The sequence below is a fragment of the Nocardia nova genome (assembly GCF_002933465.1).
GTDB classification, from domain to species: domain Bacteria; phylum Actinomycetota; class Actinomycetes; order Mycobacteriales; family Mycobacteriaceae; genus Nocardia; species Nocardia nova_B.
Genome location: NZ_PSZE01000009.1, coordinates 145,314 through 169,898 on the forward strand (window position 1 = coordinate 145,314; position 24,585 = coordinate 169,898).

Consider the following 24,585-nt stretch of genomic DNA (forward strand, 5'->3'; position numbering starts at 1 on the left):
GGCGGCGGATCTCGCGCGTTCAATGGGATGATGAGCGAGATCACCAGCGCCGCCGAACTTCGGGAACTGCTCGGTGAGCCGGCGCCGCGCGCCGCGACGAAAGAACGGACGCGCCTGCATCCGCGCGATCGGGAGTGGATCGCGACCGCGCCGTTCGCCGTCCTCGCCACCAGCGACGCCGAGGGTCGGTGCGATGCCTCACCGAAGGGCGATCCGGCCGGATTCGTGCACGTGATCGATGACCGCACCCTGGCCGTCCCGGAGCGGCCGGGCAATCGCCGGGGCGACGGATACTTCAATATCCTGTCCAATCCGCACGTCGGTGTGCTCTTCCTGATTCCCGGACGCAACGAGACCCTGCGGATCAACGGCCGCGCGCGGCTGCTGCGCGACGCGCCCTACTTCGACGACATGGTGGTCAAGGGCCACCGGCCGATCCTCGCCATCGAGGTGGCGATCGAGCAGATCTTCTACCACTGCGCCAAGGCACTGCTGCGCAGCGAGCTGTGGCGGCCCGAACGCTGGCCGGAGGACCCGCTGCCCAGCCATGCGGTGCTGGTGCAGGAAGTCCAGCGCAACACCACCGAATCGCTGGAGGAACTGCGGGACTACTACTCGCCGGAGAACTACCGGCGCATGCTCTACTGACCGGCTCCTGCCTCTCGGTCGCAGATCACATCGGCCGCTCGCGCGCGGGTGTCTCGCCACCAATACACTCGCGTGGTGGCAGACATCTCGGTGCGCGGACGGCTGGCGCTGCGGGCGGCGGCAGCGGCGTCGTGGGCCTCGCAGAAGGCTGGACGCGGTAAGGGGTCGATGATCGGCGGGCTGATCGCCCTGCAGATCGCCCCCGACATCATGACCCAGCTGGGCCGCAACCGGCGGACGGTGCTGGTCACCGGCACCAACGGCAAGTCGACGACGACCCGGATGACCGCGGCCGCACTGGCCGAATTGGGCCGCGTCGTCACCCAGGCCGACGGGGCCAATATGGATGCCGGAATCGTCGCCGCGCTCAGCGTGGACCGCAGCGCGCCGCTGGCCGCCATCGAGGTCGACGAACTGCATCTGCCGCACGTGGCCGATGCGCTGAACCCGGCGGCGGTGGTGCTGCTGAACCTGAGCCGCGATCAGCTCGACCGGGTCGGCGAGATCAACATGATCGAGCGCAAACTGCGCGAGGGCATGGCCCGCCATCCCGACACCGTGCTGATCGCCAACTGTGACGACGTGCTGATCACCTCGATCGCCTACGACCATCCTCATGTGGTCTGGGTGTCGGCGGGCAGCGGCTGGGCGGTCGACGCCACCAGCTGCCCGCGTAGCGGCGAGCCGATCGTCTGGGAGGGCACCGAGTGGCGCAGCACCGGCGCCGACTTCCGGCGGCCGGAACCGCAGTGGTGGGTCGACGCGGAGTATCTGTGCGGGCCCGACGGGCTGAAATTGCCTCTGCACCTTGCGCTTCCGGGCCGTGCCAATCGCGGCAACGCCGCCCAGGCGGTGGCCGCGGCGGTCGCGCTGGGCGGACATGCCGACACCGCGGCGCGGGCCGCCGGAACCGTTCGCGAGATCGCCGGCCGCTACCGCACCGTGCAGGTCGGCGAGCACTCCGCACGTCTGCTGCTGGCCAAGAACCCGGCCGGCTGGCAGGAGGCGCTGTCCATGATCGACCCCGACGCGACGGGGCTGGTGATCGCGGTCAACGGCCAGGTGCCCGACGGCGAGGATTTGTCCTGGCTGTGGGATGTGCGCTTCGAGCACTTCGAGGGCACCCAGGTGGTCGCGGCGGGCGAGCGGGCCACCGACCTGGGCGTGCGGCTGACCTACGCCGGCGTCGAGCACACCACCGTGCCGAATCCGTTGCGTGCCATCGCATCCTGTCCGCCCGGGCGGGTCGAGGTGCTCGCCAACTACACCGCCTTCCGGGATTTGAATCGCGATCTGGACACCCGGGCATGAGCGACGCGAGCGGAGGCGGCGGCCTGCGTAACCACGGAGCGAGCCGCGAATGCCCGAGAGGAGACACCACTGATGGCTGAATCGACGGTACGGATCGGGCTGGTGCTGCCCGATGTGATGGGCACCTACGGTGACGGCGGCAATGCGCTGGTATTGCGTCAGCGGCTGCGCATGCGCGGCATCGATGCCGAGATCGTGGAGATAACCCTCGAGGACCCGGTGCCGGAGACGCTGGACATCTACACCCTCGGCGGCGCGGAGGACTCCGCGCAGCGCTTGGCGACCCGGCATCTGCAGCGCTATCCCGGCCTGCAGCGCGCGGCCGCGAAAGGCGTTCCGGTACTTGCCATCTGCGCCGCGATCCAGGTACTGGGCAACTGGTACGAAACCTCCGCGGGCGAGCGTGTGGACGGTGTCGGCCTGTTCGACGTGACCACCGCGCCGCAGCGGGTCCGGTCCATCGGCGAGGTCGCCACCACACCGCTGCTCGCCGGCCTGAGCCAGCCGCTCACCGGATTCGAAAATCACCGGGGCGGGACGACTCTCGGCGCGGACGCGACCGGTCTGGGCCGGGTCACCAAGGGCGTCGGCAACGGCGTGGGCGACGGACTCGAGGGCGTGGTGCAGGGTTCGGTGATCGGCACCTACATGCACGGCCCGGCATTGGCTCGCAATCCCGAACTGGCCGACCACCTGCTCACGCGGGCCCTCGGCGGGCGCGAACTGGAGCCGCTCGATCTTCCCGAGGTCGATCGGCTGCGGCGCGAGCGTCTGCGCGCCTGAGGGCGATCTACTACGTGATATAGCGATCCGGTATGTAACACCGCGGTCGCCCGCGCCGATCCTGTTGAGACAAAACAAGTTCGGCGGTAGTCTCGCGCGCGGCCATGCGTGATGAGGGAGGTGGCCGGTGCGGAGACGTGCCTTTCTACAGGCGGCCGGTGCTGCGGTTTTGCTGGGTGCCACGGGCGCGTTCCGCGAGACGGGAAAAGCCGCCGCCGATCCGGCGTGGAACGGGATGTTCCGCAACTGGGTTTCCGAGATCTTCGTCCCGCAGCCGGATCCACCCGAGCATACCGAAGCCATCGTGATCGGCTCCGGATTCGGCGCCGCGGTCGCGGCCCTGCGACTGGCCGAGGCGGGTATCGCCAATACCGTGCTGGAACGCGGTTCGCGCTGGCCGAACGATCCGTGGCGGGAGATCTTCACCGGTGACGATCTGCCCGACGGCCGCGGATTCTGGCATCGCACCAGCTTCACCGGCGTCACCAAGGTCCCCATGCATTTCGCCGATTTCGGCGGCGTCCTGGATATCACCGAATTCGACGGTATCGATGTGTGGCGCGCGGCGGCCGTGGGCGGCGGGTCGGTGGTCTTCTCCGGGTGCATGATCGCCCCGCAGCGCCGACATTTCGACGAGATCTTCGGTGGCACAGTCGATTACACCGAGTTGGAGCGCATCTACTATCCGCGTGTGCGGCAGATGCTCAACCTGTCGGTCATGCCGGCCGATATCTACAATTCGGCTCCGTTCACGCATTCCCGGATGTGGGACGAGCAGGTGCGCACGGCCGGATACGAGCCGCAGCCCAACGAGTCCATCTTCAAATGGGATACGGTGCGCGCCGAACTGGCCGGCGCCACGCGCGCGTCGGCCACCGCGGCCCGCAGCAATCTCGGCAATTCGAACGGCGCGAAATTCGACCTCAATCAGAACTACCTGAAGTACGCGCATGCCACCGGCCGCTCGTCGGTGTTCGCGGGGCATCGGGTGGACAGCATCGGCCGCGACGGTGACCGCTACGTCGTGCAGGTCACCAAGCTGGACCCGACCGGCACGGTGCTGGGCACCCGAACTCTCACCTGCGACAAGCTGTTCCTCGGCGCCGGATCCATCGGCACCACCGAACTCCTGGTCCGCGCCCGCGCCACCGGTGCACTGCCCAACCTCGATGAACATGTCGGCGACGGCTGGGGCACCAACGGCGACGTCGCGCTGGCCCGCGGTGAGAGCCGGCTCTCGGGGCTGGGTCAGGGCGTGCCGAGTGCCAGCCGGATCTTCGACGAATCCGGCATACCGTTGACATTGGAGAGCTGGTACATCCCCGGAATTCCGGTGGAGACCGGCGCATTGGCCTCGCTCGGGCTGGTGATGGATCCGACCCGAACTCGCATCACCTACGACGCCGCGCGCAACGGCGCGGCACTGAGTTGGCCGCGTGCGGCTCAGGATCGGATCGTGGCCGCCTGCCGCGCGGTAGACCAGCGCATCGCCGAACGGTCGGGGGCTCTGTTCGATTACCAGGCGCTCGGCTACGACGCCAATGCCCCGTTCACCGCGCATCCCCTCGGCGGTGCGGTCCTGGGCCGGGCCACCGACAACTACGGCCGGGTGAACGGTTATCCGGGGCTGTATGTGGTCGACGGTGCGGCGATTCCGGGCAGCACCGGCGCGGCCAATCCGTCGCTGACCATCACCGCGCTGGCCGAACGCAACGTCGAGGCGATCATCCGCGCCGGGCACTGATTCCGGCCGCACGGAAACTCGCGGCGGCTTCCCGGCGCCGCCGTGCCGCTACTCTCGGCGGGTACCCGTTCGACGTGGAAGGGACCGTTGTGGCGCAGTACACGGCTGGACCGTTGCCCGAGGAGTATCCGCGCAAGCCGCCCGCGCTGTGGACCGATCTGCTGATGCTGGCTCTCGCCGTGGTCTCGGTGGGTCTGGTCACCTGGATCACCTTCTTCACCGTGCCGCAGCACACATATCACGTGATCGTGGTGGTCGACTCGTCGATCTGCGCGGTGTTCGCCCTCGAATTCCTGTGGCGCTGGCGGCGGGCGGATTGGTCGTGGACCTACCCGTTTGTCTACTGGTACGAGGTCCTGGGCATGATCCCGGTGACCAGCCCGTTCTTCCGGGGATTCCGGTTGCTGCGCATCATCGTGATCCTGGTTCGGCTGGCGCGCGTCGCCGACCGCGCCTTCGGTGACCGGGTGACCGCCGCGGTCGTGAACCGCTCGGTCGGCGTGATCGTCGACGCGGTCCGGCGCCCGGTCACCATGGCCGTGCTGGAGGAGGTGGCCGATGTGCTGCGCCGCGGCCGGTATACCCGCAATATCGCGGCGGCGCTGGAGGAGAACCGCGACGAACTCGACGCCATGATTCTCGAACTGGTCAAGAACGATCCGGCGGTCGGGCGGGTGCGCTACCTGCCGTTCCACGAGGAGATCATTCGCGGCATCGCAGACACCAGCTTCCGGATCGTCTTCCAGGTGCTGGCCGACCCCCGCACCGACGAACTGGTCGGAGATGTGCTGCGCGAGAACATCAATCAGATGCGGGACGCGGTGCGCGAGGGCGGGCATATTCCGGAGGCGGTGGATCACAAACTGCAGCAGCGTGTTCCGCCCGATCGCACAACGCGGTAGTCCGCATCCGGTTCAGTGGGCGTGCCGGACCGCGTCGCGCGGTTGCGCGTAACGCACTGTCTCCCAGACGATCAGCACCGTCAGCACCGCACACAGCAGTCCGAGTGCGGCTATCGCCGGCAGCTGCGCGGCCAACGGAACCAGGGCGACCAGCACCGCCGCGGTGACCAGGCGCGGCCACAGCACCACCCGGGTCGCGTAGTGCCGGAAGCCCACCAGCGCCAGCAGGTACAGCACCACGCCGCCGTAGAGCGCGAACAGTGGAATGCCCTGCAGTCGATCGTGCAGTGTATGCCCGGCCGCCCCGCCGAGATAGTTGAGCGCCTTCTTCAACCCGAGCGACATGGCGACGATGCCGACGACCATCGGGAAATGCCAGAAGGTGTAGCAATTGCGCGCGATCTGGATCCGGCGCGGGCCCGAGGCCTCGGTCATCGCGCGTTCCACGACGTTCGCGGCGACATCGAAGTAGGTCCACCACAGCAGGCCCGACACTGCCAGTGCCAGCAGCGATCCCACAGTGATCGGCCACGAGATCGGCAGCCCGGCCACGCCGACGCCGATGGAGACGATCGATTCGCCCAGCGCGACGATCACGATCAGGCCGTGGCGCTCGGCGAAGTGCGAGGCCGAATTCACGCGCCAGTCGTTGCCGGCGAAGAAGGTCCAGACCATATCGCCGGCGATGGCCGCGATCCACAGCACGATCTGCACGGTGCCGTGTGCGCCGGCCGCCACGATCAGCAGCGCGGTGCCGAGGGTGATCGAGCCGCCGGCCCAGCGGCCCACCTGCCCGCGCAACTGCCGGTCCTCGGTACTGGCCAGCCAGAACATCGCCAGATGGACCAGCCGGATCACGAGGTAGCCGATGGCGAACACCAGCGGTCCGTACCAGCCGCCCGGCATGTCGTGGAACGCCTCGGGAATCACCTCGGCCACGATGAGTCCCGCGCCCATGGCCGCGAACATCGCTACCCGGGCCAGTCCCTCGTCGGCCTTCACCACATTGCCCAGCCAGGCGTAGGCGATCCACACCCACCACATCACCGCCAGCACCAGCAGGGCCCGCAGCATGTTGAGGGCGGTGACGTCGTGAGCGGCCAGATCGGTCACCTGGGTGAAGGCGAAGACCAGGACGAGGTCGAAGAAGAGTTCGAGCTGGGTTACCGAGGCATCCTCGGTAACCGCTCGAATGCGTGTGCGTCTGACACCGGTCATGCGCACATCGTGGCAGGAAGCCGGCGTCAGCGCCCGCGACGGCGAACCTCTCGGTCAGGATGACCGGCCCGGATCCTCTCGGTCAGATGACCGGCCCGGATCACGGTCAGCCGACCTCGTAGTTCTCGCCGAAGGGAAATTTCTCGATGTACTCGATCAGGTTCTGCACGGCCTCGTCGTTGGCCCGCGACAGCGTGCGCTTGAGCAGCAGACCGGGGACGGGGATGGGCAGATAGATCTCGGAGTGGTACCAGACCTCGGTGCCCTCGTCGGTCTCCTCGATGTCGAACCAGCCCTTGCCGCCGCCACCGGCGGCGCTCTCCACCACTTCCCAGGAAATGCGTTCCGGGGTGCAGGTGTACGCGAGGACCTGGCGGTCGGAGTTGTTGAGGGTGGTCACCGTGGCGTAGACGCGGCGGGGACGGTCGAATTCGTCGCGGGTCGCGACGCGCACGTCGCGGTGCGCGGGTGACCACTCGGGGGTCCGCTCGACGGCGAGCAATGCTTCCTGAACCTGATCGGGTTCGACATCGATGATGAATCGGTGATCGGTCTTCGTGCGCATGTCTTGCCCTCCACTGCTTCGGCCGATTGTCTCCGTCGTCACGCGCGGTCGTCAACCATGTGGTCTGTTCCTGGAGTTACAGAGACCGACCAGTCTGATTCGGTTCGGTGGGGCGTGCCGGGTTTGCGGTCGCGCTGCCGGAGCGGTCAGCGGCGCGCTCGACACCGGTGTGTGCCGCGGGTGGCCGGACGATTGCCGGTGCGAGTGGGCACTTGCCCGGAGAGGGGCCGCCCCCGGTGGGAAAGGGGGCTTGACGTTGCTCGTCCGCACAGCTACCGGTGGTGGAGGACCTCCCAGTCCGGCCCCGGAAAGACCAGACTTTCGTGTCCGTCCTCGAACCGGACGACGTAGGGCGGGGTGCCGTCGATGCCGCGCGCTTCGATGATTTCGCCGGTGCGCTCGGGCATTCCCACAGCATTGCTGTGAACGAGGATGTGATCGCCTACATGCGCATGCATGACCGCCATTATCGTTCGATGTGATACTGCTCACAAGTCGATGCCGCAAGTTCCCTGCGAGCTGAATCTCCTCTCGTTGCAATCACGCGAATCGGCGCGCGGCAATTTCCGATACCGCTTGACTCCACTGCGTATGTAGTACTACAGTTCAACCACTACAGCTAGAGTGCAACAGGCAAGGTGGTATCGGCATGCGAAAGCTCCTCTACTTCGTCGGCGTCTCGCTCGACGGCTATATCGCCGGGCCGGGTGGGGAGTACGACTTCTATCCCGTGGCCGAGGACATGGCGGAATTCGTCAATGGGCGCTATCCGGAGTCCGTTCCCGCGCACCTCCGCCCGCACTTCGGGATGGCCCGCGACGAACCCAACAAGGAATGGGACACGGTCCTCATGGGGCGCGGCACCTACGAACCCGCGCTGTCGGCCGGCATCGCCAGCCCCTATCCGCATCTGAAGCAGTACGTCGTCTCGGCCACACTCGATCGCGTCGACGATCCGGAGGTCGAGCTCGTTCCGGGCGATCCGGTAGCCCTGGTGCGTCGCCTGAAGCAGGAGGACGGCAAGGACATCTGGCTGTGCGGCGGGGGACAACTGGCCGGCGCGCTCGTCGACGAGATCGACGAGCTGATCATCAAGAGTTATCCGGTGGTCGCGGGCGCCGGCATCAGCGCGTTCACCGGCAACTTCCGGCCGACCGCGTTCACGCCGGTGCAGCGCCGTGAATTCGGCAACGGCGCGCAGATCACCTGGTTCGAACGCGGTTGACGTGCCCGGCGGCGATCAACCGGCGTCGCGCAGGAAGGACAGGCGCACCCGGCGGATCGGGTTGTCGACGTTGAGGTCCACGAAGGCGATCGACTGCCAGGTGCCCAGTGCCGGCTCACCGCCCAGCACCGGCACGGTGGCGTAGGGGGCGATGAACGCGGGCATGACGTGTGAGCGGCCGTGCCCGCGCGAGCCGTGGGCGTGGCGCCAGCGATCATCGGCGGGCAGCAGATCGCGCAGGGCGTGCAGCAGATCGTCGTCGCTGCCCGCGCCGAGCTCGATCAGGGCCACGCCGGCGGTGGCATGCGGGACGAAGACGTGCAGCAATCCGTCGCCGCCGCCGGCCTCGCGCAGAAATGTGGCGCACTGCGGCGTCAGGTCGTGAACGACCTCCCGATCGCCGGTGCGCAGCTCGATTTCGATGCTCTTCATAGGCCCATCGTGCGCTTTCGCCGCGACGTACATCGGAAACTCGCGCGCAGCGGTTCGCCGACCGGCTGCTGAACCGGTCGGTGTGATTACTCACACCGGTACGCCGGCTGTTGCGCCGGGACCGGGTGCCGGACTCCGGCGGACCCGGAGAACCGCTGATGAACGCGGCTGTGCGCGCCGATTCCGATACGCCGCAAGGTCTCTGCCGTCGCGGCCGCGCACCGTACCGCCGCCCCGGACCGGGATCGCCGCTGGTCGGCGTGGCGAATTCGGTGGGCCGAGCCGCCCGATCCCGGTGGCCGCTCGGAGGTAGCCCACCACCGAGCGGACTCCGATCGGTAGTCTTATTGGCTGTAACAGCAGCTAGTCGATCTTGGAGGACCCCACTGTGGCTCTCGTCGTTCAGAAGTACGGAGGATCTTCGCTCGAATCTGCCGAGCGGATCCGGCGCGTCGCTGAGCGGATCGTCGAGACGAAGAAGCAGGGGCACGACGTGGTCGTCGTGTGCTCGGCAATGGGTGACACCACCGACGAACTCCTCGATCTGGCCCAGCAGGTGGCGCCCGCGCCACCGGCCCGGGAACTCGACATGCTGCTGACCTCCGGTGAGCGCATCTCGAATGCGTTGGTGGCCATGGCGATTCACTCACTCGGAGCCGAGGCCCGGTCGTTCACCGGTTCCCAGGCGGGAGTCATCACCACCGGCACCCACGGCAACGCCCGCATCATCGACGTGACCCCCTCCCGGGTCCGAGATGCGCTCGACGAGGGCTTGATCGTGCTGGTCGCGGGCTTCCAGGGCGTCTCGCAGGACAGCCGCGACATCACCACACTGGGCCGCGGCGGCTCCGACACCACCGCGGTCGCCCTGGCCGCCGCGCTCGACGCCGACGTCTGCGAGATCTACACCGATGTCGACGGCGTGTTCACCGCCGATCCGCGGATCGTGCCGGATGCGCAGAAGCTGGAGCAGGTGAGCTTCGAAGAGATGCTCGAGCTGGCCGCCACCGGCGCCAAGGTGCTGATGCTGCGCTGCGTCGAATACGCCCGCCGCTACAACGTTCCGGTGCATGTGCGCTCGTCCTATACCGACCGCAAAGGCACCTATATCTACGGATCGATGGAGGACATCCCCTTGGAGGACGCAATTCTCACCGGCGTCGCGCACGATCGCGGCGAGGCCAAGGTGACCGTGGTGGCCCTGCCGGACGAGCCGGGCTATGCGGCCAAGGTGTTCCGGGCCATCGCCGACGCCGAGATCAACATCGACATGGTGTTGCAGAACATCTCCAAGGTCGAGACGGGCAAGACCGACATCACCTTCACCCTGCCCAAGGCCGACGGGCCGCGCGCGGTGGAGTTCCTGACCAAGCGTCAGAGCGAACTGGGCTTCAGCCAGGTTCTCTACGACGATCACATCGGCAAGGTCTCCCTCGTCGGGGCGGGTATGAAGAGCCACCCCGGTGTCACCGCCACCTTCTGTGAGGCGCTGGCCGAGGCCGGTATCAACATCGATCTGATCTCCACCTCGGAGATCCGCATCTCCGTGCTGGTCAAGGACACCGAGCTGGACGGCGCCGTGCAGGTGCTGCACAAGGCGTTCGATCTGGGCGGCGACGAGGTCGCGGTCGTGCACGCGGGATCGGGGCGATAAACCATGGGCGTACGCGTAGGTGTGGTCGGCGCGACCGGGCAGGTCGGCGCCGTCATGCGAAAACTGCTGGAGGAGCGCGACTTTCCCGCCGACGAGGTGCGATTCTTCGCCTCTTCGCGCTCGGCCGGGAAGAAGCTGCCCTGGCGCGGCGGCGAGATCGTGGTCGAGGACACCGAGACCGCGGATCCGTCCGGACTGGATATCGCGCTGTTCTCCGCCGGCGCCACCATGTCGCGGGTGCAGGCGCCGCGGTTCGCGGCCGCCGGTGTGACCGTCATCGACAACTCCTCGGCGTGGCGCAAGGACCCCGAGGTGCCGCTGGTGGTCAGCGAGGTGAATCCCGAACAGACGCGCAACCTGGTCAAGGGCATCATCGCCAACCCGAACTGCACCACGATGGCCGCCATGCCGGTGCTCAAGCCCCTGCACGACGAGGCCGGACTCCAGCGACTGATCGTCTCCAGCTATCAGGCCGTCTCCGGCAGTGGGCTGGCCGGTGTGGAGGAGCTGGCCACGCAGGCCCGCGCGGTGATCGGGGACGCGGAGAAGCTGACTCACGACGGCAGTGCCCTGCAGTTCCCCGCGCCGAACAAGTACGTCGCGCCGATCGCCTTCAACGTGTTGCCGCTGGCGGGTTCGCTCGTCGACGACGGTTCCGGTGAAACCGACGAGGACCAGAAGCTGCGCAACGAGAGTCGCAAGATTCTCAGTCTGCCCGATCTGCTGGTCAGCGGTACCTGTGTGCGTGTGCCGGTTTTCACCGGGCATTCGTTGTCGATCAATGCCGAATTCGCGCGGCCACTCTCGGTGGAGCGGGCGAAGGAACTGCTCGCCGACGCGGCCGGGGTGAAACTGGTCGACGTCCCGACGCCGCTGGCGGCCGCCGGTAAGGACGAGTCGCTGGTGGGCCGGATCCGCCAGGATCCCGGCGTGCCGGACGGGCGTGGCCTGGCGCTGTTCGTTTCGGGTGACAACCTGCGAAAGGGCGCCGCGCTCAACACCATTCAGATCGCGGAAGTTCTGCTCGCGCAGCGCTGACACCGCGTCTTCCGGCGAAGTTCGATTCGAACGGGCCGTCCGATTGCGGGGCGGCCCGTTTTCCTTGTGGCCGCTCAGCCGGTTTCTTGCGGGGGCTCGCTCAGCCGGCTGGTTCGCAGCGGGCCCGGAGTCCGTCGAAGACGACGGCGAAAGCGCGGACTCGCTGCTCGCCGGTGGCGGTATGCGTGCCCGCGAAGGTGCCCTTCAGTACCCGCATCAAATCGTCGAAGTCGATATCGCCGCGGATCGCGCCGCAATCCTGCGCGCGCCGCAACAACCGGGCGATCGCGACCTGAAATTCCTTGGTGGGACCGGTGATTTCGATCGTTTCGTGACCGCCCAGCGCGTCGGCGAGATCGCGTTTGACCCCGCCCTCGGCGACCATGTGGTCCAGCAGGTCGAAGAAGGCGGCGCCCGGATCAGCGGCGGACTCGAGGCTCCGCGCGTAGTCGAGCATTCGCTCGATGTTGTCGACGATGGCGGCGTGGAACAGGGCTTCCTTGGTGGGGAAGTGGCGGTACACGGTGCCGGGGCCTACCCCGGCGCGCCGCGCGATCTCATCCAAGGGGACCGAAATACCTTCGGCCGCAAAGGCTTCCCGGGCAGCCGCGAGTACTCGCTCCCGGTTGCGGCGGGCGTCGGCGCGCAGGGCGCGGCGCGGTTCGGCCCCCGGTTCCGCTAACTGTTTCTCCGCCACACGGCGAGTCTACCGGTTAACCGTTGACAAACGGGGCGCACGTTCCGGATTATAAGCGGGGCGTACGTTCCGCTTTTAGTAGAGGGAGTTTGTCATGGTTTCCAGTTCGGTGCGCAGTGCCCGCCAAGTGGTGGAGGACCTGTTCGCGACATTGCCGGTGCGCGATGCCGATGCTTTCGTCGCGGCGCTCGCCCCCGATGCGGTATTCGAGATCCCGTTCCCGATTCCCGGGATGCCGGAGCGGCTCGAGGGACGGGAGGCGATCCGCGCACACCTGGCGCAACGCTGGTCGGGTCTGTCGGGCATCGAGGTGCACGGCGTCTATCCGACGGTGTACGAATCCACCGAGGACGGAGTGCTTTTCGTGGAGAACGAGGTGGATATGACGCTGCCGGGCGCGCCGCGAGCGCGAGTTCGCACCTCGGTGAACGTGGTGCACGTGCGGAACGGGGAAGTGACCCTGTTCCGGGATTACATGGATACCGCGCGGATCGCGCGCATCGCCGGCTGACCGATGGCTGGTCGCGCTGCCCCGCCGCGCGTGCGGGTTTTCCACCGGACTCCGCGCACCCATGCCGCTCCGTCAGCGGATGCCGGGTGTGCGGGGATCGGGCCCGAGACAGGCCAGCAGCGCGCAGCCCGGCGGGGCATCCGAGAACGGCGGCGCCAGTGGGGTGTTCAGGCAGGACAGCACCGAACAGCCGGGATAGGCGTCGGGCCCGACCCCGAATACCGCCAGGGTGATGTGGGGGTCGAAGAACGCGCGGGGATCCAGGGTCACCGGTGGTTCCACGTAGGGGCCCGGGTCGGGCACCGGCGGCTCCTGGAACGCGCCGAGCAATCTGCGGAAGAATTCCCAGGTGAGCTCGGTCAGATTCTGCAGGATGCCGGTCGGCCCGCCGCTGCTGCGGTTGCCGAAGACGCCGGTCCACACCACGGTGAGATCCAGGCTCGGGATGAAGAAGACATCCTGCAGCCCGAGCCCGGACATCGCGAACACATCCGGGGGCAGGAACGACGGTATCTCGATACATCCGGGGCGGGCCCAGAACAGATAGCCGTAACATTCGCGGCCCGGGCCCGTCTGCTGGGCGCGGTGCAGATAATCGGCCGAGACCACCTGCGCCCCGTTCCAGTCGCCGTGGTCGGCGACCAGCAGGGCGATCTTGGCTAGATCGTCCGGCGGTATCATCAGGTGCGCATAGCCGTAGGTGTGACCGGAACGGTCTCGGGCCCAATAGTAGTCGCTCCGTTGGATGCCCAAGGGAGAGAAGAGTTCCCGCTGCGCGAACTGCTGCAGTGGTTCGCCGACGGCCAACTCGATCACGTACGACAGCAGATCGACGTTGCGCTGACTGTAGGAGAACCGGGTGCCGGGCGGATTGTCGAGCGGGAGCCCGAGCGCTTGTACGGCACTGTTCGGATCGATCGGCACCACCCCGGAGATTCCCTCGTTGATCACTCCGACGCGCAGGCCCGAGCGCTCGGTCAGCAAATCCTCGACGGTAATCGCGCGGTGGGCGGCATCGCCGAGTCCGGGCGGCAGATAGCGGTCGATCGGCGCGTCGATATCGAGTTTGCCCTGATCCCAGGCGATTCCGGCCACCAACGAGACCACGCTCTTGGTGACGCTCCAGACATTCCACGGCGTGGTATCGGTGGCGTCGTTGTGCACGCCGGATCCGATCAGGCAGTTGTGCCGAAAGATCTTGACGTTCAGCCGGTTCCGTTCGTCGGCGAACCGCAGGGCGGAAGCGAGCCGCGCCGCATCCAGGCCGGTGGATTCCGGGGTGGCCCGTTCGAACCCGCGTCCGGACGAGACCGCGCAGGTCTGTGAAACCTCCGCTCGTGCCGGGGCCGGCGTGGCGCATGCACCACCGACCAATACGACGACGAGCACCCCGATCACCCAGCCGACTAGGCGTCCCATGAGGCGAGGTTAACCACCCCGCATTCGGTTCGGTGTCCAACACGCAACGCCCGCAATCAAATCGGAATCGGCGACAGGGAAGAAGGGCGCTGTGAATCAGAGCGACGCCGCCGAGCGTAACCCGGCGGCGCCGTGCGCAGCACTACTGCGTCGAGCGAGCGAATGCCACGCCGGCTCCGTCGCTCGAGATGCCGACGCCCGACAAGCGCCTCTCGGCGAGTGGTCGCTCGAAGCGACAAGGGGTGCGGCCCGGGGCTGTCCCGACGCCGGCAAAGGGTGTCAACCGGCGGATACGGGGACATATTTCCCGCCGGTGTGTGATGTGGACGACGGTCCGGATGTGCCGATGGACGGTTGCGACGGGAAAACACCCCAATGGGTCTTTTCTTGACTTATTCCAGAAAAGGGGCACACTGGGGTCATGTCCACCAAGGGTTTCGATCCGCGCGAACGCTTGCGCGTGGCGGGCCTGCGGGTAACCCGCCCGCGGGTGGCGGTGCTGGAAGCAGTTGCCGCCCATCCGCATTCGGATGCCGACACGGTGGCCGCCGCGGTCCGGCAGCAGCTGGGTTCGGTGTCGACCCAGGCGGTGTACGACGTACTGCACGCCTGTGTGGGCGCCGGCCTGCTGCGCCGAATCGAACCGGCCGGTTCGCCGGCTCGGTACGAAACCCGCATCGCCGACAACCATCACCATCTGGTGTGCAGGAACTGCGGCACGGTCGTGGACGTGGACTGTGCCGTGGGCCGGGCCCCCTGCCTCGACCCGTCGAATGCGCACGGGTTCACGATCGACGAAGCCGAGGTCGTGTTCTGGGGACTCTGCCCGCAGTGCCGTCGCGGTGACGACGCGCCGACCCGATAGCCCGGACATCCCGGGCGACAGCTGAACAGGAGGCTGCGATGACCAAGCCGACCAGTGGCCCGACCACGACCAACACCGGCACTCCGGTCCCCAGCGACAACGAATCGCTGACCGCCGGTACCGAGGGCCCGATTCTCCTGCACGACCACTATCTGATCGAGAAGCTCGCCCAGTTCAACCGGGAGCGGGTGCCGGAGCGGATCGTGCACGCCAAGGGTGCGGGGGCCTTCGGTGAGCTCGTCGTCACCAACGACGTCAGCCGCTACACCAAGGCGAAGCTGTTCCAGCCGGGTGCGCGGACCGAATCGCTGGCGCGGTTCTCCACCGTCGCCGGCGAACAGGGCAGCCCCGACACCTGGCGCGATCCGCGCGGCTTCGCGGTCAAGTTCTACACTCCCGACGGCAACTACGATCTGGTCGGCAACAACACCCCGGTGTTCTTCATCAAGGATCCGATCAAGTTCCCCGATTTCATCCGTTCGCAGAAGCGGTTGCCGGGCAACGGCCTTCGCGACCACAACATGCAGTGGGACTTCTGGACCCTGCGCCCGGAGTCGGCGCACCAGGTGACCTGGCTGATGGGCGACCGCGGGATTCCCAAGACCTACCGGCATATGAACGGCTACGGCTCGCACACCTACCAGTGGATCAACGCCGAGGGGGAACGGTTCTGGGTGAAGTACCACTTCAAGACCGATCGGGGCATCGAATTCCTGACCCAGGCCGAGGCCGACCGGCTGGCCGGCACCGATCCCGACTATCACCGCCAGGATCTGTGGGACGCCATCGAACGCGGTGAATTCCCCAGCTGGACTGTGTATGTGCAGATCATGCCGGTGGGTGAGGCGGCGAACTACCGCTTCAACCCGTTCGATCTGACCAAGGTGTGGTCGCATAAGGACTACCCGCTGATCGAGGTCGGCACCTGGACGCTGAACCGCAATCCGCGCAACTACTTCGTCGAGATCGAACAGGCCGCATTCGAGCCGTCGGCGATCGTGCCAGGTATCGGTTATTCGCCGGACAAGATGCTGCTGGGCCGGGTCTTCGCCTATGTCGACGCTCATCGCTACCGCATCGGCACCAACTACCACCAGCTGCCGCCGAACCGCGCGCGTGCGGCCGAGGTGAACTCCTATTCCAAGGAGGGCGCCATGCGCTACGACTTCAACGCGCCGGAAGTGCCTGTGTACGCGCCGAATTCGTTCGGTGGTCCGCATGCCGACGCGGCCGCGGCCCCGGAGGAGGCGGCGTGGAGTTTCGAGCCCGAGCAGGTGCGGGCAGGCTACGTTCAGCACGCCGAGGACAGCGACTGGGCGCAGCCGGGCACGCTGGTGCGTGAGGTCTACAACGACGAACAGCGCCAGCGCCTGGTGGACAACGTGGTCGGGCACGTGCTCGGCGGCGTGCGCGAACCCGTGCTGAGCCGGGTGTTCGACTACTGGAAGAACGTCGATCCGGAGATCGGCAAGCGCGTCGAGGAAGGTGTGCGCGCGGGCCTGAACGGCAACAGCTGAACATAGCGACATCTGCGGGCCCGCACCGGATTTCGGTGCGGGCCCGTCCGCTGCGATCGGTCAGCGCCGCGCGGCGCCGGCCGCTACTGGCACCAGGTGGGGCCCTGGTTCATCAGCATCAGGCGAACGATGGTGCACATGATCGACTGCGTGGACGAGCCGCTGCCGCCGTCGGTGACCGGCTGGGTCGCGGACGCGGGTGCGGTGGCCTGCGGAACTGTCTCGGCCTGGGCGGGGCGAGGGGGAGCAGGACGGCGCCCCACACCAGTGCGCCGGCGGCACGTCGCGAAATCGGAGTCATCGTGAACAGGCCTTCCGTCAAAGGGTTTCGATCCGTGGGATCGGATCCGCTGTCTCATCTGCTGTTCGCGAACGAGGGCGCCGAGGTCGTCGTCACCGGCCGCAGCCAGGACGAACTCGACGCGGCGGTGGCTCGGCTGGGTGGCAGGACCAGCGGCTACCGGATGGACGCGACCGATGGCGAGCAGATCGCGGCATTCTTCGCGCAGTCCGGCAGCATCGACCACCTCGTCATCGCGGTCAGTGGTTCGGCGGGCAGCGGTCCGTTCGCCGAACTCGATCTCGACCACTTGGCGGACGGGTTCGACGGCAAGTTCTGGCCCCAGGTGAGAATTGTCAAAGCCGCTCTGCCGCATCTCGTTTCGAACGGCTCGATCACCCTGATCACCGCCGCGTCGGCGCATGCGGCCTTCCCCGGCACCGCCGGGCTGGCCGCGATCAACGGGCCGCTGAACGCCATGGTGCCTCCGCCTGGCGGTCGAACTCGCCCCGCTGCGGGTCAACGCGGTAGCCCCCGGCGTCATCGACACCGAATGGTGGGAGCGGGTGCCGGCGGAACAGCGCCGCACCCTCTTCGACGGCCTCGCCGCCACCACACCCGCCGGGCGCGTAGGCGACCCGGAGGAGCTGGCCCGGGCCGTGCACATGATCGCCACCAACGGCTTCGTCAGCGGCGTGGTGCTCGACGTGACCGGCGGGGCGAATTTGCCCACCGGTCGCTGAGGCACCCGCTCGCCGGTGGTCGGTCCGGCGAGGTGTTGCCCTATGGGGGCCGATCGGTCAGATCAAGCCCCACCAGTAGAGCAGGCAAGCCAGCACGAAGACGACCGCAGTTTCCATACCCCCATCATTCCTCGAGACGGACACCGGCGCCGCTGCCGAAATCGACACCGGCGCCGCTGCCGAAATCGACACGGTGGTGGCTGCCGCGCACACAGCCGATCCGTCCGGTCTGTCACCCCTCGTCGACAGGCCGAGCGGATCGGCTCGGTCGCAGCCGGTGGGTGATCCTGCCGCCCCCTCTCGCGGCAGGAGCACTCCCGGTGTCGAGGACGACAATGCCGGGGTGCGCTTGCCGCGCCCTTAAAGAGCGCTTGTGCAGGAGATTGTGAGGGCGGGGAAATAGGGGCCGTCGATCAACCGACGATGACGACGACCAGGCGACGCTCGGCCTCCTCGATGGCGCCGCCGACTCTGCCGGAATCGGCCTCCGGGTCGGTCATCGCTGTCGGCCCGCCGAACCAGGTGATGGATCGGCGCGGGTCCAGTTTGTCCAGGACCTGCGGCAGTGAGTAGTCGATCTGTTCGACGCGGACCACGCAGATGTGACAGTCGGCCAGGACAGCGGCATCGCGGCGGCACTGACCCGGTCCGCCGTCGAGAATCAAGGTGCCGGCGTCGGCCACCGCGCCGGCGCATGCGGTGACCACGGCATCGGTACGTTCGCGATCGAGAATCGACAGGTGTGGTTGATCGTCGAGGACACGGTGTTCGCCCGTCAGTTCCCAGCGCCGCAGCCAATGCTCGGGCAGCCCGTCGGGCGCCAGCGCCGAACGGGCGCCGTGGGCGCGCAGGGCCGAGTCGATCGCGCCCGGGATCTCGTCTGCGCCGACCCGATGGACCTGGGCGCCGTGGTGTGTGAGGCGATCGATGAACAGTTCGACGATCTCGGCCTGATCCTCGGTCGAGGGCACCGGGGCGTTGCGCTGATAGTTGCGCGGCACCGGCACCATGCGTTCGTCATTGGGTAGCGCCTCGAGGGCATCGCGCACGCGGCGCAGGAAATCCTCCCGCGAGGTCACCGTGAATCTCCCGTTCCATTGCTCCGGCTCCTCCCGCCGGATCGTACTTCGCGAACCAGGCTACCGTGCGGTAGAAGATCGCGAGCTCAGCCTACGGATTCCCGGCTTGCGCCGGCGCCGGATCAGCGTGACGACCGGATCGGCCGCGGTGGCCGCCCATACCGCCAGATGCCGGCCGCCGGCAGCAGCGGCACCAGCCGGCTGCCGAAGGCCTACAGCACCAGCGTCGCACCCTCGAGCATGGGCCGCACCGTCGCGATCAACGCCACCGAGCCCTGATCCATGATCCGGGTGCCGGTTGAACCTTCCTCGATGAGCGGATCCGCTACCGAAGCGTGGCGCGGCGGCCTTGTTTCGCATGAGGCGATCGGTCACGCGTGGTCGAGGGTGCCGTTGCGGAGGTCGGTGGTGAAGGCGTCCCATTCGGCAGGGGTGAAGACGAGGGCGGGGCCGGTGGGATTTTTGGAGTCGCGGACTCCGATCAAGCCGCTGTCGAGGAACGCCGTCTCTATGCAGTCTTTACCGCCGACGCTCCGGCTGGATTTGAACCACTTGGCCCCGCTCAGATCGACGTTCACGCTCTGAACTCCCTTGCTGTGTGCCGCAGAAAGCGCTTGCTGTCCCCGACGTCGAGTGCCGCTTGCTGCATGACGCTGTATGCATGACGCTACCGGGCGACATCTTTGTCACGCTCGAGATACAAATCCCCCGCGTAGGACTCGATATAGACCACGGTCGGCGAGATGTCGCGGCCCTTCGGATCTTGGCCGAATTCCAGGATGGTGAACGGGCCGGTTGCCGGACCGACGGGAAACCCAGCAGTGAAGGGCAGTACCCGTACGGTGACGTTGACGGGAAAATCGGCGAGGTAGCGGAGCTGCTCGGCCATGACAGCGGGGCTTCCAACGACCGTCCGCAGGACCGCCTCCTGCACGATGAGATCGACCGGCAAAGGGTTGGTCTTTCGGGTGAGGGGTGCTTGCCTTCGTCGCCTCAGTTGAACGTGTCGCTCCAATTCCTCCTCAGTGAGATTCTGAAAGTAGACGCGGCTCAGAGCGCGTGCGTATTCAGGCGTCTGGAAGAGCCCGGAAAGCATGTCTGGCCGGAAAACGGAGAGCTTCTTTGCCGACGACTCCAGTCCCACATACAGGTCGAAGTTCCCCGAAATAACATCGTCGAATGCCTGCCACCAGCTCTTGCCGGTGCTCTGTTTAGCCAAGCCGACCAGCCCGGCAATTACCTCGGGATCGTCGATGTCGTAGATGCGGCACAGCGCCTCCACATCCAGTACGCGGATGCTGGGTGATTTCCCGGCCTCGAGCCGAGACAGTTTGCTCGCCGACCATTGCATCAGCGGCGCAACGTCTTCCAGTCGCAGGCCCACGCCGAGGCGGGCCTCCTTGAGATACCTCCCCAGTTGCCGCCGGGGCAGGGTGGTCGAGCTGTCCTCACCGATGTTCGTCACGGATTCCTCGTTTGCATCGTGAGCGGTCGCCGTTTGCACGAGGAAAGAAATCGGCTACCCCCGTGCGAACCGCTCTGGGCCGTCGCAGAACCTTCGTTGCATATGCATGGCGCTATTGTCCCGCCGGCTCATTCGGTGGTCTTCTTGAGCCACCCCGATGGCCGGGAAACTCGAATCGGCAAGTCGCACAACCGATGCCCCCGGATGCGACTACACCCGTGATGATACCGACGAGACATTACCGCGTAGCACCGACGCCGCAAGGTGATGGCCGAAAATGGCCCCGGCCATCGGGAGTACCAGCAGCCGCGTGTCCGCTGGTGCCCCGACGATGTCCGGAGGTGTTCTCCCGTGCACGGTCTGCGACCGATCGTCCACAGCGTCCTGCCGACCATGACCACCGCGCTCGCTCACCGCATCATGCAGGACCATCTCGACTGCCCGATCACGGTGTGCGCCAGAAAGTTACAGGCCAAACTCTGGCTCGTCGCGACGGGCGCCATGCACCCCGCCGATCGCCCGCATTTCGGGATCTGAGCGGCCGTGACCAATCCGGTCCTCCACGGCCCGCTCGCCAACCCGATCTCCCCCGAACGGATGCACCGCGAGATCCACGCCGAACGCCACGCCCACTGCACCCCGCAAACCTGCGACATGCTCAGCAGCTGCCGCAACATCCTCACAACCCTCGGCCACGACCCCGATGCCGCGACCGCCGCCGAGTGCGCCGCCTGCCGCACCGGGCCCGCCATGAAACTGTCGCGCTCGCAGGACGTTTCGACGCCACCGTCCGCACTCCCCACCGAGTGCCGCGAGCGGGCATGAGGTGCCTGCGGGGTCCCCTCCCGACCCCGCAGGTCACCGCAACTCCCCACTACCGCAACGCGCCGCCATCGCACCGCGCCACCCCCGCCGCCAGTTTCCCCTGCCTGTACGACCTGATACCACGCCGCCCGCCAACATCCCGTGAAAGCTGCGCCTATCTCGGCCTATCGACCCGCGTCGACTGGGTAAGGCCGACGCGGTGACTCGCAGCGAGGAGCGATCGCCGGCGACTGTCCGGTGACGCTCAGGCCCCGCGCCGATTGCGAGGGACCGCCCTGTTGACGGGGTGGCCGACCACCATCGCCCACCCTGAACTTATCGTGCAAACCCCGCCGAGAATGCGAGAAAACCGCGAATATCGGCGAAGTTTGCACGATTACTTCGGGTGGCACCCTCCGGCACGCGACATGTTCTGCTGTCGGCGCGGCAGCTCGCGCTCCTTGCGTAGTTGCTTCTGTTCCCCGCGACATATCTCGGTGTCGGCGTCGATCTGCCGAACCCCCCTTCACGGTCGACATCGCGATCTCGGCGACATCTGACCACACGAAAGAACGGCCCCGGTTGCGATCGATGATCACGACCGGGGCGGGTCGAACGAGGCGAATTACGCCGAGGCGGTGATGAATTCGGCCGCCTTCTCACCGATCATGTAGCACGGCGCGTTGGTGTTGCCGCCGGTGATGCTCGGCATGATCGAGGCGTCGGCGACCCGCAGGCCCTCGATGCCGCGCACCCGCAGCTGCGGGTCGACGACCGCACGTTCGTCCACGCCCATCCGGCAGGTGCCGACCGGGTGGTAGACCGAGTGGATCCGCATCGGCAGCTCGCGGCGCAGCGCGGTCTCGTCGGTGAACGCGGGGCCGGGGGAGAACTCCTCGGTGATATCGCCGGCGATCGCCTTGTTCGCCGCGGCTTCGCGAATCATGCCGATGGCCTCGACCAGGAAGTCCATATCGGCCGGATCCGAGAGGTAGCCCGGGTCGATCAGCGGCGAGGCCAGCGGGTCGGTGGAGGCCAGGCGCAGTTCGCCGCGGCTCTTCGGGTAGATCAGAGTCGGAAAGATGGTCAGCGCCTCCCGCTTGTCCACCATGTGCAGCTTGTCCTCGTCCTGGTTGGGCGTCGGGTAGCTCCACGGCAGGGTGTGGATCTGCATATCCGGGATGTCCTTGGCGAACGAGGTCCGCACGAAGCCCACGGATTCGAAGACCGTGCGCCCGAACCAACAGCTGCCGGGACTGCGCAGCTCCTTGAGGAAACCGGCCGCGAAATGCGACGGAATGCCGCGGTGCAGCGCCTTCTTCGAGATGAAGGTCATCGGGACGAACAGGTGGTCGTGCAGATTCTGGCCGACCGGCAGATCGGCGTTGACCTCGATGCCGAGGTCGCGCAGGTGCCCGGCGGGGCCGACGCCGGACAGCATGAGGATGTGCGCGGAACCCATCACGCCACCGGAGACCACGACTTCCTTCTCGGCGCGGATGATCCGGCGGCCCTTCTTCTCGATGACCTCGACGCCGGTGGCACGGCCCTTCTCGATCACCACGCGCGCCACGTGCGCCTTGGTGACGACCTTCAGATTCGGGTTGGGGCGGTTGGTGATGAAGCCGCGAGAGGAGCTGTAGCGCACGCCGTCTCGCACGCTCTGCTGGAAGATGCTGACGCCCTCTTGCGACTCACCGTTGTAGTCCTCGATGACCGGGACGCCGAAGGTGTCGGCCGCGGCCTCCATCCACTCCTGGGCGATCGGGGTGAGATCTTTCTGCCGCGTCACCTCGATGGGACCGCCGGAGCCGCGCAGCTCGCTGGCGCCGCCCTCCCAGTTCTCCAGGCGCTTGTAGGCCGGCAGCACATCCTCGTAGCTCCAGCCCTCGCAGCCCTCGGCGGCCCAGGAGTCGAAGTTGGCCTTGTTACCGCGCACGAAGAGCATGCCGTTGACCGAACTCGAACCGCCCAGCACCTTGCCGCGCGTCATCGGTACCCGGCGCTCCGCGGCGTGCTTCTGCGGAATCGAGTATTGCGACCAGGTGACCTGGTGCTTGAGCTGCGGAACCGTGTGAACCGTCGTGATCATGCCCGGGACCGTGACCAACTTGGTGTTGTCCTTGCGGCCGGCCTCGAGCAGGATGACGCTGGCGCCCTGCTCGGCGAGCCGACTCGCGACAGTGGCACCGGAGCTGCCCGCGCCGATGACGATGTAATCGGCTGCGCTGGTGTCGGTCATGTTCGGTTACCTCATCTTCGAAGTGGTAGCGGCTGATCGCGGCTCCGCTCGGCGCGGGAGCGTGCCTCAGCTCACTGTAGAACAAGTTCTAATAATGGTGAAGACGCGCGGCGGGGAAAAATGATCGCCAAGACGTGGTCCGGGAGCGACTTCCTGGCTATGGCCAGGGATGTTATTCACGTCATAGCATAGAACAGGTTGCAGTTCCTTGGTCGACGCGGGAAGGTGGCGATGGGTTCGCCGACTCGTCTGGGCACGTCGGCGAACCGGTCGGCACGGAAGTCGCGCTCGCAGCCACCGAGATTCCGCCTATCATTTCGACTGTGACTGATATTCGTGAAATTCCCGTACAGACTCTTGCCGGTGAGCCCGCGACCCTCGCCGAACTCGCCGGTGACAAGGCGCTGCTCGTGGTCAACGTCGCCTCGAAATGCGGTCTGACACCGCAATACACCGGATTGGTGGCGCTGCAGCAGGCCTACGGCTCGCGCGGATTCAGCGTCATCGGCGTGCCGTGCAACCAGTTCATGGGACAGGAACCGGGCAGCGCGGAGGAGATCCAGCAGTTCTGCTCGACCACCTACGGGGTGGATTTCCCGCTGCTAGCCAAGGTCGACGTCAACGGTGACGACCGGCATCCGTTGTATCGCGAACTCGTGCAGACCGCCGATGCCGAAGGCGATGCCGGCGATATTCAATGGAATTTCGAAAAGTTCCTGATCGATCGCGACGGTAAGGTCGTCGGTCGTTTCCGTCCGCGCACCGAACCGCAGGATCCGAGTGTGATCGCGGCGATCGAAGCGGTATTGCCGTAATTTCCGGACGCCGCCGGAAATTGCATAATCAGTCCCGCAGCACCTGCACGGCTGATTTCTCCAGCCGGTCGGCGATTTCGGCGTACGAGGCATAACCCATGCCGGCGCGCACCAGGGCGCCGGCATAAAGCAATTCCAGCGTCTCCACCACATCGGGATCGGCGTCCGGGCCCAGCGCGTTCAGCAGGCGCCGCCGGATCTCGGTCCCGATACGGAGACGCAGATGGGCGACATCGGGATCGGTGCCCAGCAGCGCGCTGGTCACCGCGCCCGCCAGTGCGGGTTCGTCGGCGACCAGCATCGCGATCTGGCGCAGCACGGCGACCACCCGGGTGGCCCGCTCGGCGCCCGCCTCCGGCTCGGGGGGCGCATCGGCGGCCAGCCGCCGCCAGAAGACCTCGGCGACCAGGTGTTCCTTGGAAGAGAAATAGGTGTAGGCGGTGGCCGTACCCACTCCGGCGGCCGCGGCCACCATGCGCACGGTGAGACCGGCGAAGCCCTCGCGCGACAGAACTTCCAGCGCGGCCTTGGTCAACCGGTCGACGGTATCGGCCTGCTTCTCGGTGAGGCGGCGGCGAGTTGCCTCCATATTCACCGGTGTAGGCTCGGTGGAAATGGGATCGGACAC

The 24,585-nt window shown here is 66.8% G+C and carries 26 protein-coding genes and 1 pseudogene; 16 read left to right on the top strand and 11 right to left on the bottom strand.

Features of this window, described 5'->3' with window-relative positions:
- Nucleotides 1-27: 27 nt before the first annotated feature.
- From C5E41_RS13905 to C5E41_RS13925, 5 genes are all read left to right on the top strand, one after another.
- A complete protein-coding gene (locus C5E41_RS13905; RefSeq protein WP_219823154.1) occupies nt 28-648 on the top strand; it encodes a pyridoxamine 5'-phosphate oxidase family protein in 621 nt (206 codons plus the stop codon).
- 75 nt (nt 649-723) lie between these two features.
- Nucleotides 724-1,959 carry a Mur ligase family protein gene (locus C5E41_RS13910; RefSeq protein ID WP_181063237.1) on the top strand — a complete coding sequence of 412 codons (1,236 nt, stop codon included), beginning with the start codon at nt 724-726 and terminating at the stop codon, nt 1,957-1,959.
- Nucleotides 1,960-2,031: 72 nt separating this feature from the next.
- Nucleotides 2,032-2,742, top strand: coding sequence for a type 1 glutamine amidotransferase (locus C5E41_RS13915; RefSeq protein ID WP_104376234.1), 711 nt, complete (start codon nt 2,032-2,034; stop codon nt 2,740-2,742).
- Nucleotides 2,743-2,869: 127 nt separating this feature from the next.
- Nucleotides 2,870-4,486 (top strand): GMC oxidoreductase, encoded by a 1,617-nt coding sequence (locus tag C5E41_RS13920; protein WP_181063238.1) that lies wholly within the window; start codon nt 2,870-2,872, stop codon nt 4,484-4,486.
- Nucleotides 4,487-4,560: 74 nt separating this feature from the next.
- Nucleotides 4,561-5,388 (top strand): ion transporter, encoded by an 828-nt coding sequence (locus tag C5E41_RS13925; RefSeq protein ID WP_258080963.1) that lies wholly within the window; start codon nt 4,561-4,563, stop codon nt 5,386-5,388.
- 12 nt (nt 5,389-5,400) lie between these two features.
- Here the strand turns inward: C5E41_RS13925 and C5E41_RS13930 are convergent, their stop codons facing one another.
- From C5E41_RS13930 to C5E41_RS13940, 3 genes are all read right to left on the bottom strand, one after another.
- Complete coding sequence (locus C5E41_RS13930; protein ID WP_104376318.1) at nt 5,401-6,606, bottom strand: low temperature requirement protein A; 1,206 nt, start codon at nt 6,604-6,606, stop codon at nt 5,401-5,403.
- A 106-nt stretch (nt 6,607-6,712) separates the two neighbouring features.
- Nucleotides 6,713-7,171 carry an SRPBCC family protein gene (locus tag C5E41_RS13935; RefSeq protein ID WP_104376235.1) on the bottom strand — a complete coding sequence of 153 codons (459 nt, stop codon included), beginning with the start codon at nt 7,169-7,171 and terminating at the stop codon, nt 6,713-6,715.
- Nucleotides 7,172-7,443: 272 nt separating this feature from the next.
- The gene (locus tag C5E41_RS13940) at nt 7,444-7,629 is read right to left on the bottom strand and encodes a DUF1918 domain-containing protein (RefSeq protein WP_104376319.1); all 186 of its coding nucleotides are present in this window, start codon (nt 7,627-7,629) and stop codon (nt 7,444-7,446) included.
- A gap of 191 nt (nt 7,630-7,820) precedes the next feature.
- Between C5E41_RS13940 and C5E41_RS13945 the strand changes: the two genes are divergently transcribed.
- The gene (locus tag C5E41_RS13945; protein ID WP_104376236.1) at nt 7,821-8,396 is read left to right on the top strand and encodes a dihydrofolate reductase family protein; all 576 of its coding nucleotides are present in this window, start codon (nt 7,821-7,823) and stop codon (nt 8,394-8,396) included.
- 15 nt (nt 8,397-8,411) lie between these two features.
- Here the strand turns inward: C5E41_RS13945 and C5E41_RS13950 are convergent, their stop codons facing one another.
- Nucleotides 8,412-8,828 (bottom strand): secondary thiamine-phosphate synthase enzyme YjbQ, encoded by a 417-nt coding sequence (locus C5E41_RS13950; RefSeq protein ID WP_104376237.1) that lies wholly within the window; start codon nt 8,826-8,828, stop codon nt 8,412-8,414.
- 388 nt (nt 8,829-9,216) lie between these two features.
- On the opposite strand from C5E41_RS13950, the gene C5E41_RS13955 reads away from it, so the two are divergent.
- Complete coding sequence (locus C5E41_RS13955; protein ID WP_104376238.1) at nt 9,217-10,482, top strand: aspartate kinase; 1,266 nt, start codon at nt 9,217-9,219, stop codon at nt 10,480-10,482.
- Nucleotides 10,483-10,485: 3 nt separating this feature from the next.
- A complete protein-coding gene (locus C5E41_RS13960; RefSeq protein WP_104376239.1) occupies nt 10,486-11,520 on the top strand; it encodes an aspartate-semialdehyde dehydrogenase in 1,035 nt (344 codons plus the stop codon).
- A 100-nt stretch (nt 11,521-11,620) separates the two neighbouring features.
- Here C5E41_RS13960 and C5E41_RS13965 read toward each other — a convergent pair whose 3' ends face one another.
- Complete coding sequence (locus C5E41_RS13965) at nt 11,621-12,217, bottom strand: TetR/AcrR family transcriptional regulator (RefSeq protein ID WP_104376240.1); 597 nt, start codon at nt 12,215-12,217, stop codon at nt 11,621-11,623.
- A 94-nt stretch (nt 12,218-12,311) separates the two neighbouring features.
- Here C5E41_RS13965 and C5E41_RS13970 point away from each other — a divergent pair, with 94 nt between their 5' ends.
- Nucleotides 12,312-12,728, top strand: a complete 417-nt coding sequence (locus C5E41_RS13970; RefSeq protein WP_104376241.1) for a nuclear transport factor 2 family protein — start codon at nt 12,312-12,314, stop codon at nt 12,726-12,728.
- Between the two features lie 72 nt (nt 12,729-12,800).
- Here C5E41_RS13970 and C5E41_RS13975 read toward each other — a convergent pair whose 3' ends face one another.
- Entirely contained in the window at nt 12,801-14,147 is a 1,347-nt protein-coding gene (locus tag C5E41_RS13975) for a serine hydrolase domain-containing protein (protein ID WP_104376242.1), read from the bottom strand.
- Nucleotides 14,148-14,568: 421 nt separating this feature from the next.
- Between C5E41_RS13975 and C5E41_RS13980 the strand changes: the two genes are divergently transcribed.
- From C5E41_RS13980 to C5E41_RS34460, 4 genes and pseudogenes are all read left to right on the top strand, one after another.
- Nucleotides 14,569-15,012 (top strand): Fur family transcriptional regulator, encoded by a 444-nt coding sequence (locus C5E41_RS13980; protein WP_104376243.1) that lies wholly within the window; start codon nt 14,569-14,571, stop codon nt 15,010-15,012.
- 38 nt (nt 15,013-15,050) lie between these two features.
- Nucleotides 15,051-16,529 (top strand): catalase, encoded by a 1,479-nt coding sequence (locus tag C5E41_RS13985; protein ID WP_104376244.1) that lies wholly within the window; start codon nt 15,051-15,053, stop codon nt 16,527-16,529.
- Nucleotides 16,530-16,864: 335 nt separating this feature from the next.
- Nucleotides 16,865-17,230 (top strand): annotated as a pseudogene (locus C5E41_RS35965) (SDR family oxidoreductase); the annotation flags it as partial.
- A 70-nt stretch (nt 17,231-17,300) separates the two neighbouring features.
- Complete coding sequence (locus C5E41_RS34460) at nt 17,301-17,552, top strand: SDR family oxidoreductase (protein WP_219823158.1); 252 nt, start codon at nt 17,301-17,303, stop codon at nt 17,550-17,552.
- A 413-nt stretch (nt 17,553-17,965) separates the two neighbouring features.
- On the opposite strand, the gene C5E41_RS13995 is transcribed toward C5E41_RS34460, so the two are convergent.
- The 3 genes from C5E41_RS13995 to C5E41_RS14005 all read right to left on the bottom strand — a co-directional run bounded on the left by C5E41_RS13995 (nt 17,966) and on the right by C5E41_RS14005 (nt 20,096).
- On the bottom strand, nt 17,966-18,631 hold the full coding sequence (locus C5E41_RS13995; protein ID WP_104376245.1) for a LutC/YkgG family protein: 666 nt from the start codon (nt 18,629-18,631) through the stop codon (nt 17,966-17,968).
- Nucleotides 18,632-19,002: 371 nt separating this feature from the next.
- The gene (locus tag C5E41_RS14000; protein WP_104376246.1) at nt 19,003-19,209 is read right to left on the bottom strand and encodes a DUF397 domain-containing protein; all 207 of its coding nucleotides are present in this window, start codon (nt 19,207-19,209) and stop codon (nt 19,003-19,005) included.
- An 89-nt stretch (nt 19,210-19,298) separates the two neighbouring features.
- Nucleotides 19,299-20,096: a helix-turn-helix domain-containing protein gene (locus tag C5E41_RS14005; RefSeq protein ID WP_258080964.1), complete on the bottom strand. Its 798-nt coding sequence runs from the start codon at nt 20,094-20,096 to the stop codon at nt 19,299-19,301.
- Nucleotides 20,097-20,447: 351 nt separating this feature from the next.
- On the opposite strand from C5E41_RS14005, the gene C5E41_RS14010 reads away from it, so the two are divergent.
- A complete protein-coding gene (locus C5E41_RS14010; protein ID WP_104376247.1) occupies nt 20,448-20,633 on the top strand; it encodes a hypothetical protein in 186 nt (61 codons plus the stop codon).
- A 6-nt stretch (nt 20,634-20,639) separates the two neighbouring features.
- Entirely contained in the window at nt 20,640-20,921 is a 282-nt protein-coding gene (locus C5E41_RS14015; protein ID WP_104376248.1) for a hypothetical protein, read from the top strand.
- Nucleotides 20,922-21,525: 604 nt separating this feature from the next.
- Here the strand turns inward: C5E41_RS14015 and C5E41_RS14020 are convergent.
- On the bottom strand, nt 21,526-23,142 hold the full coding sequence (locus C5E41_RS14020; RefSeq protein WP_104376249.1) for a GMC family oxidoreductase: 1,617 nt from the start codon (nt 23,140-23,142) through the stop codon (nt 21,526-21,528).
- Nucleotides 23,143-23,465: 323 nt separating this feature from the next.
- On the opposite strand from C5E41_RS14020, the gene C5E41_RS14025 reads away from it, so the two are divergent.
- A complete protein-coding gene (locus tag C5E41_RS14025; protein ID WP_104376250.1) occupies nt 23,466-23,957 on the top strand; it encodes a glutathione peroxidase in 492 nt (163 codons plus the stop codon).
- A 28-nt stretch (nt 23,958-23,985) separates the two neighbouring features.
- Here the strand turns inward: C5E41_RS14025 and C5E41_RS14030 are convergent, their stop codons facing one another.
- Complete coding sequence (locus C5E41_RS14030; RefSeq protein ID WP_104376320.1) at nt 23,986-24,552, bottom strand: TetR/AcrR family transcriptional regulator; 567 nt, start codon at nt 24,550-24,552, stop codon at nt 23,986-23,988.
- Nucleotides 24,553-24,585: the final 33 nt, after the last annotated feature.

Bases quoted from the DNA above. Each gene is read 5' to 3' on its own strand.
- C5E41_RS13985 (WP_104376244.1), top strand. From the start codon at position 15,051: ATGACCAAGCCGACCAGTGGCCCGACCACGACCAACACCGGCACTCCG.
- C5E41_RS13915 (WP_104376234.1), top strand. From the start codon at position 2,032: ATGGCTGAATCGACGGTACGGATCGGGCTGGTGCTGCCCGATGTGATG.
- C5E41_RS13935 (WP_104376235.1), bottom strand. From the start codon at position 7,171: ATGCGCACGAAGACCGATCACCGATTCATCATCGATGTCGAACCCGAT.
- C5E41_RS13960 (WP_104376239.1), top strand. From the start codon at position 10,486: ATGGGCGTACGCGTAGGTGTGGTCGGCGCGACCGGGCAGGTCGGCGCC.
- C5E41_RS13945 (WP_104376236.1), top strand. From the start codon at position 7,821: ATGCGAAAGCTCCTCTACTTCGTCGGCGTCTCGCTCGACGGCTATATC.
- C5E41_RS13975 (WP_104376242.1), bottom strand. From the start codon at position 14,147: ATGGGACGCCTAGTCGGCTGGGTGATCGGGGTGCTCGTCGTCGTATTG.
- C5E41_RS13980 (WP_104376243.1), top strand. From the start codon at position 14,569: ATGTCCACCAAGGGTTTCGATCCGCGCGAACGCTTGCGCGTGGCGGGC.
- C5E41_RS13950 (WP_104376237.1), bottom strand. From the start codon at position 8,828: ATGAAGAGCATCGAAATCGAGCTGCGCACCGGCGATCGGGAGGTCGTT.
- C5E41_RS13940 (WP_104376319.1), bottom strand. From the start codon at position 7,629: ATGCATGCGCATGTAGGCGATCACATCCTCGTTCACAGCAATGCTGTG.
- C5E41_RS13930 (WP_104376318.1), bottom strand. From the start codon at position 6,606: ATGACCGGTGTCAGACGCACACGCATTCGAGCGGTTACCGAGGATGCC.
- C5E41_RS13905 (WP_219823154.1), top strand. From the start codon at position 28: ATGATGAGCGAGATCACCAGCGCCGCCGAACTTCGGGAACTGCTCGGT.
- C5E41_RS13970 (WP_104376241.1), top strand. From the start codon at position 12,312: ATGGTTTCCAGTTCGGTGCGCAGTGCCCGCCAAGTGGTGGAGGACCTG.
- C5E41_RS14020 (WP_104376249.1), bottom strand. From the start codon at position 23,142: ATGACCGACACCAGCGCAGCCGATTACATCGTCATCGGCGCGGGCAGC.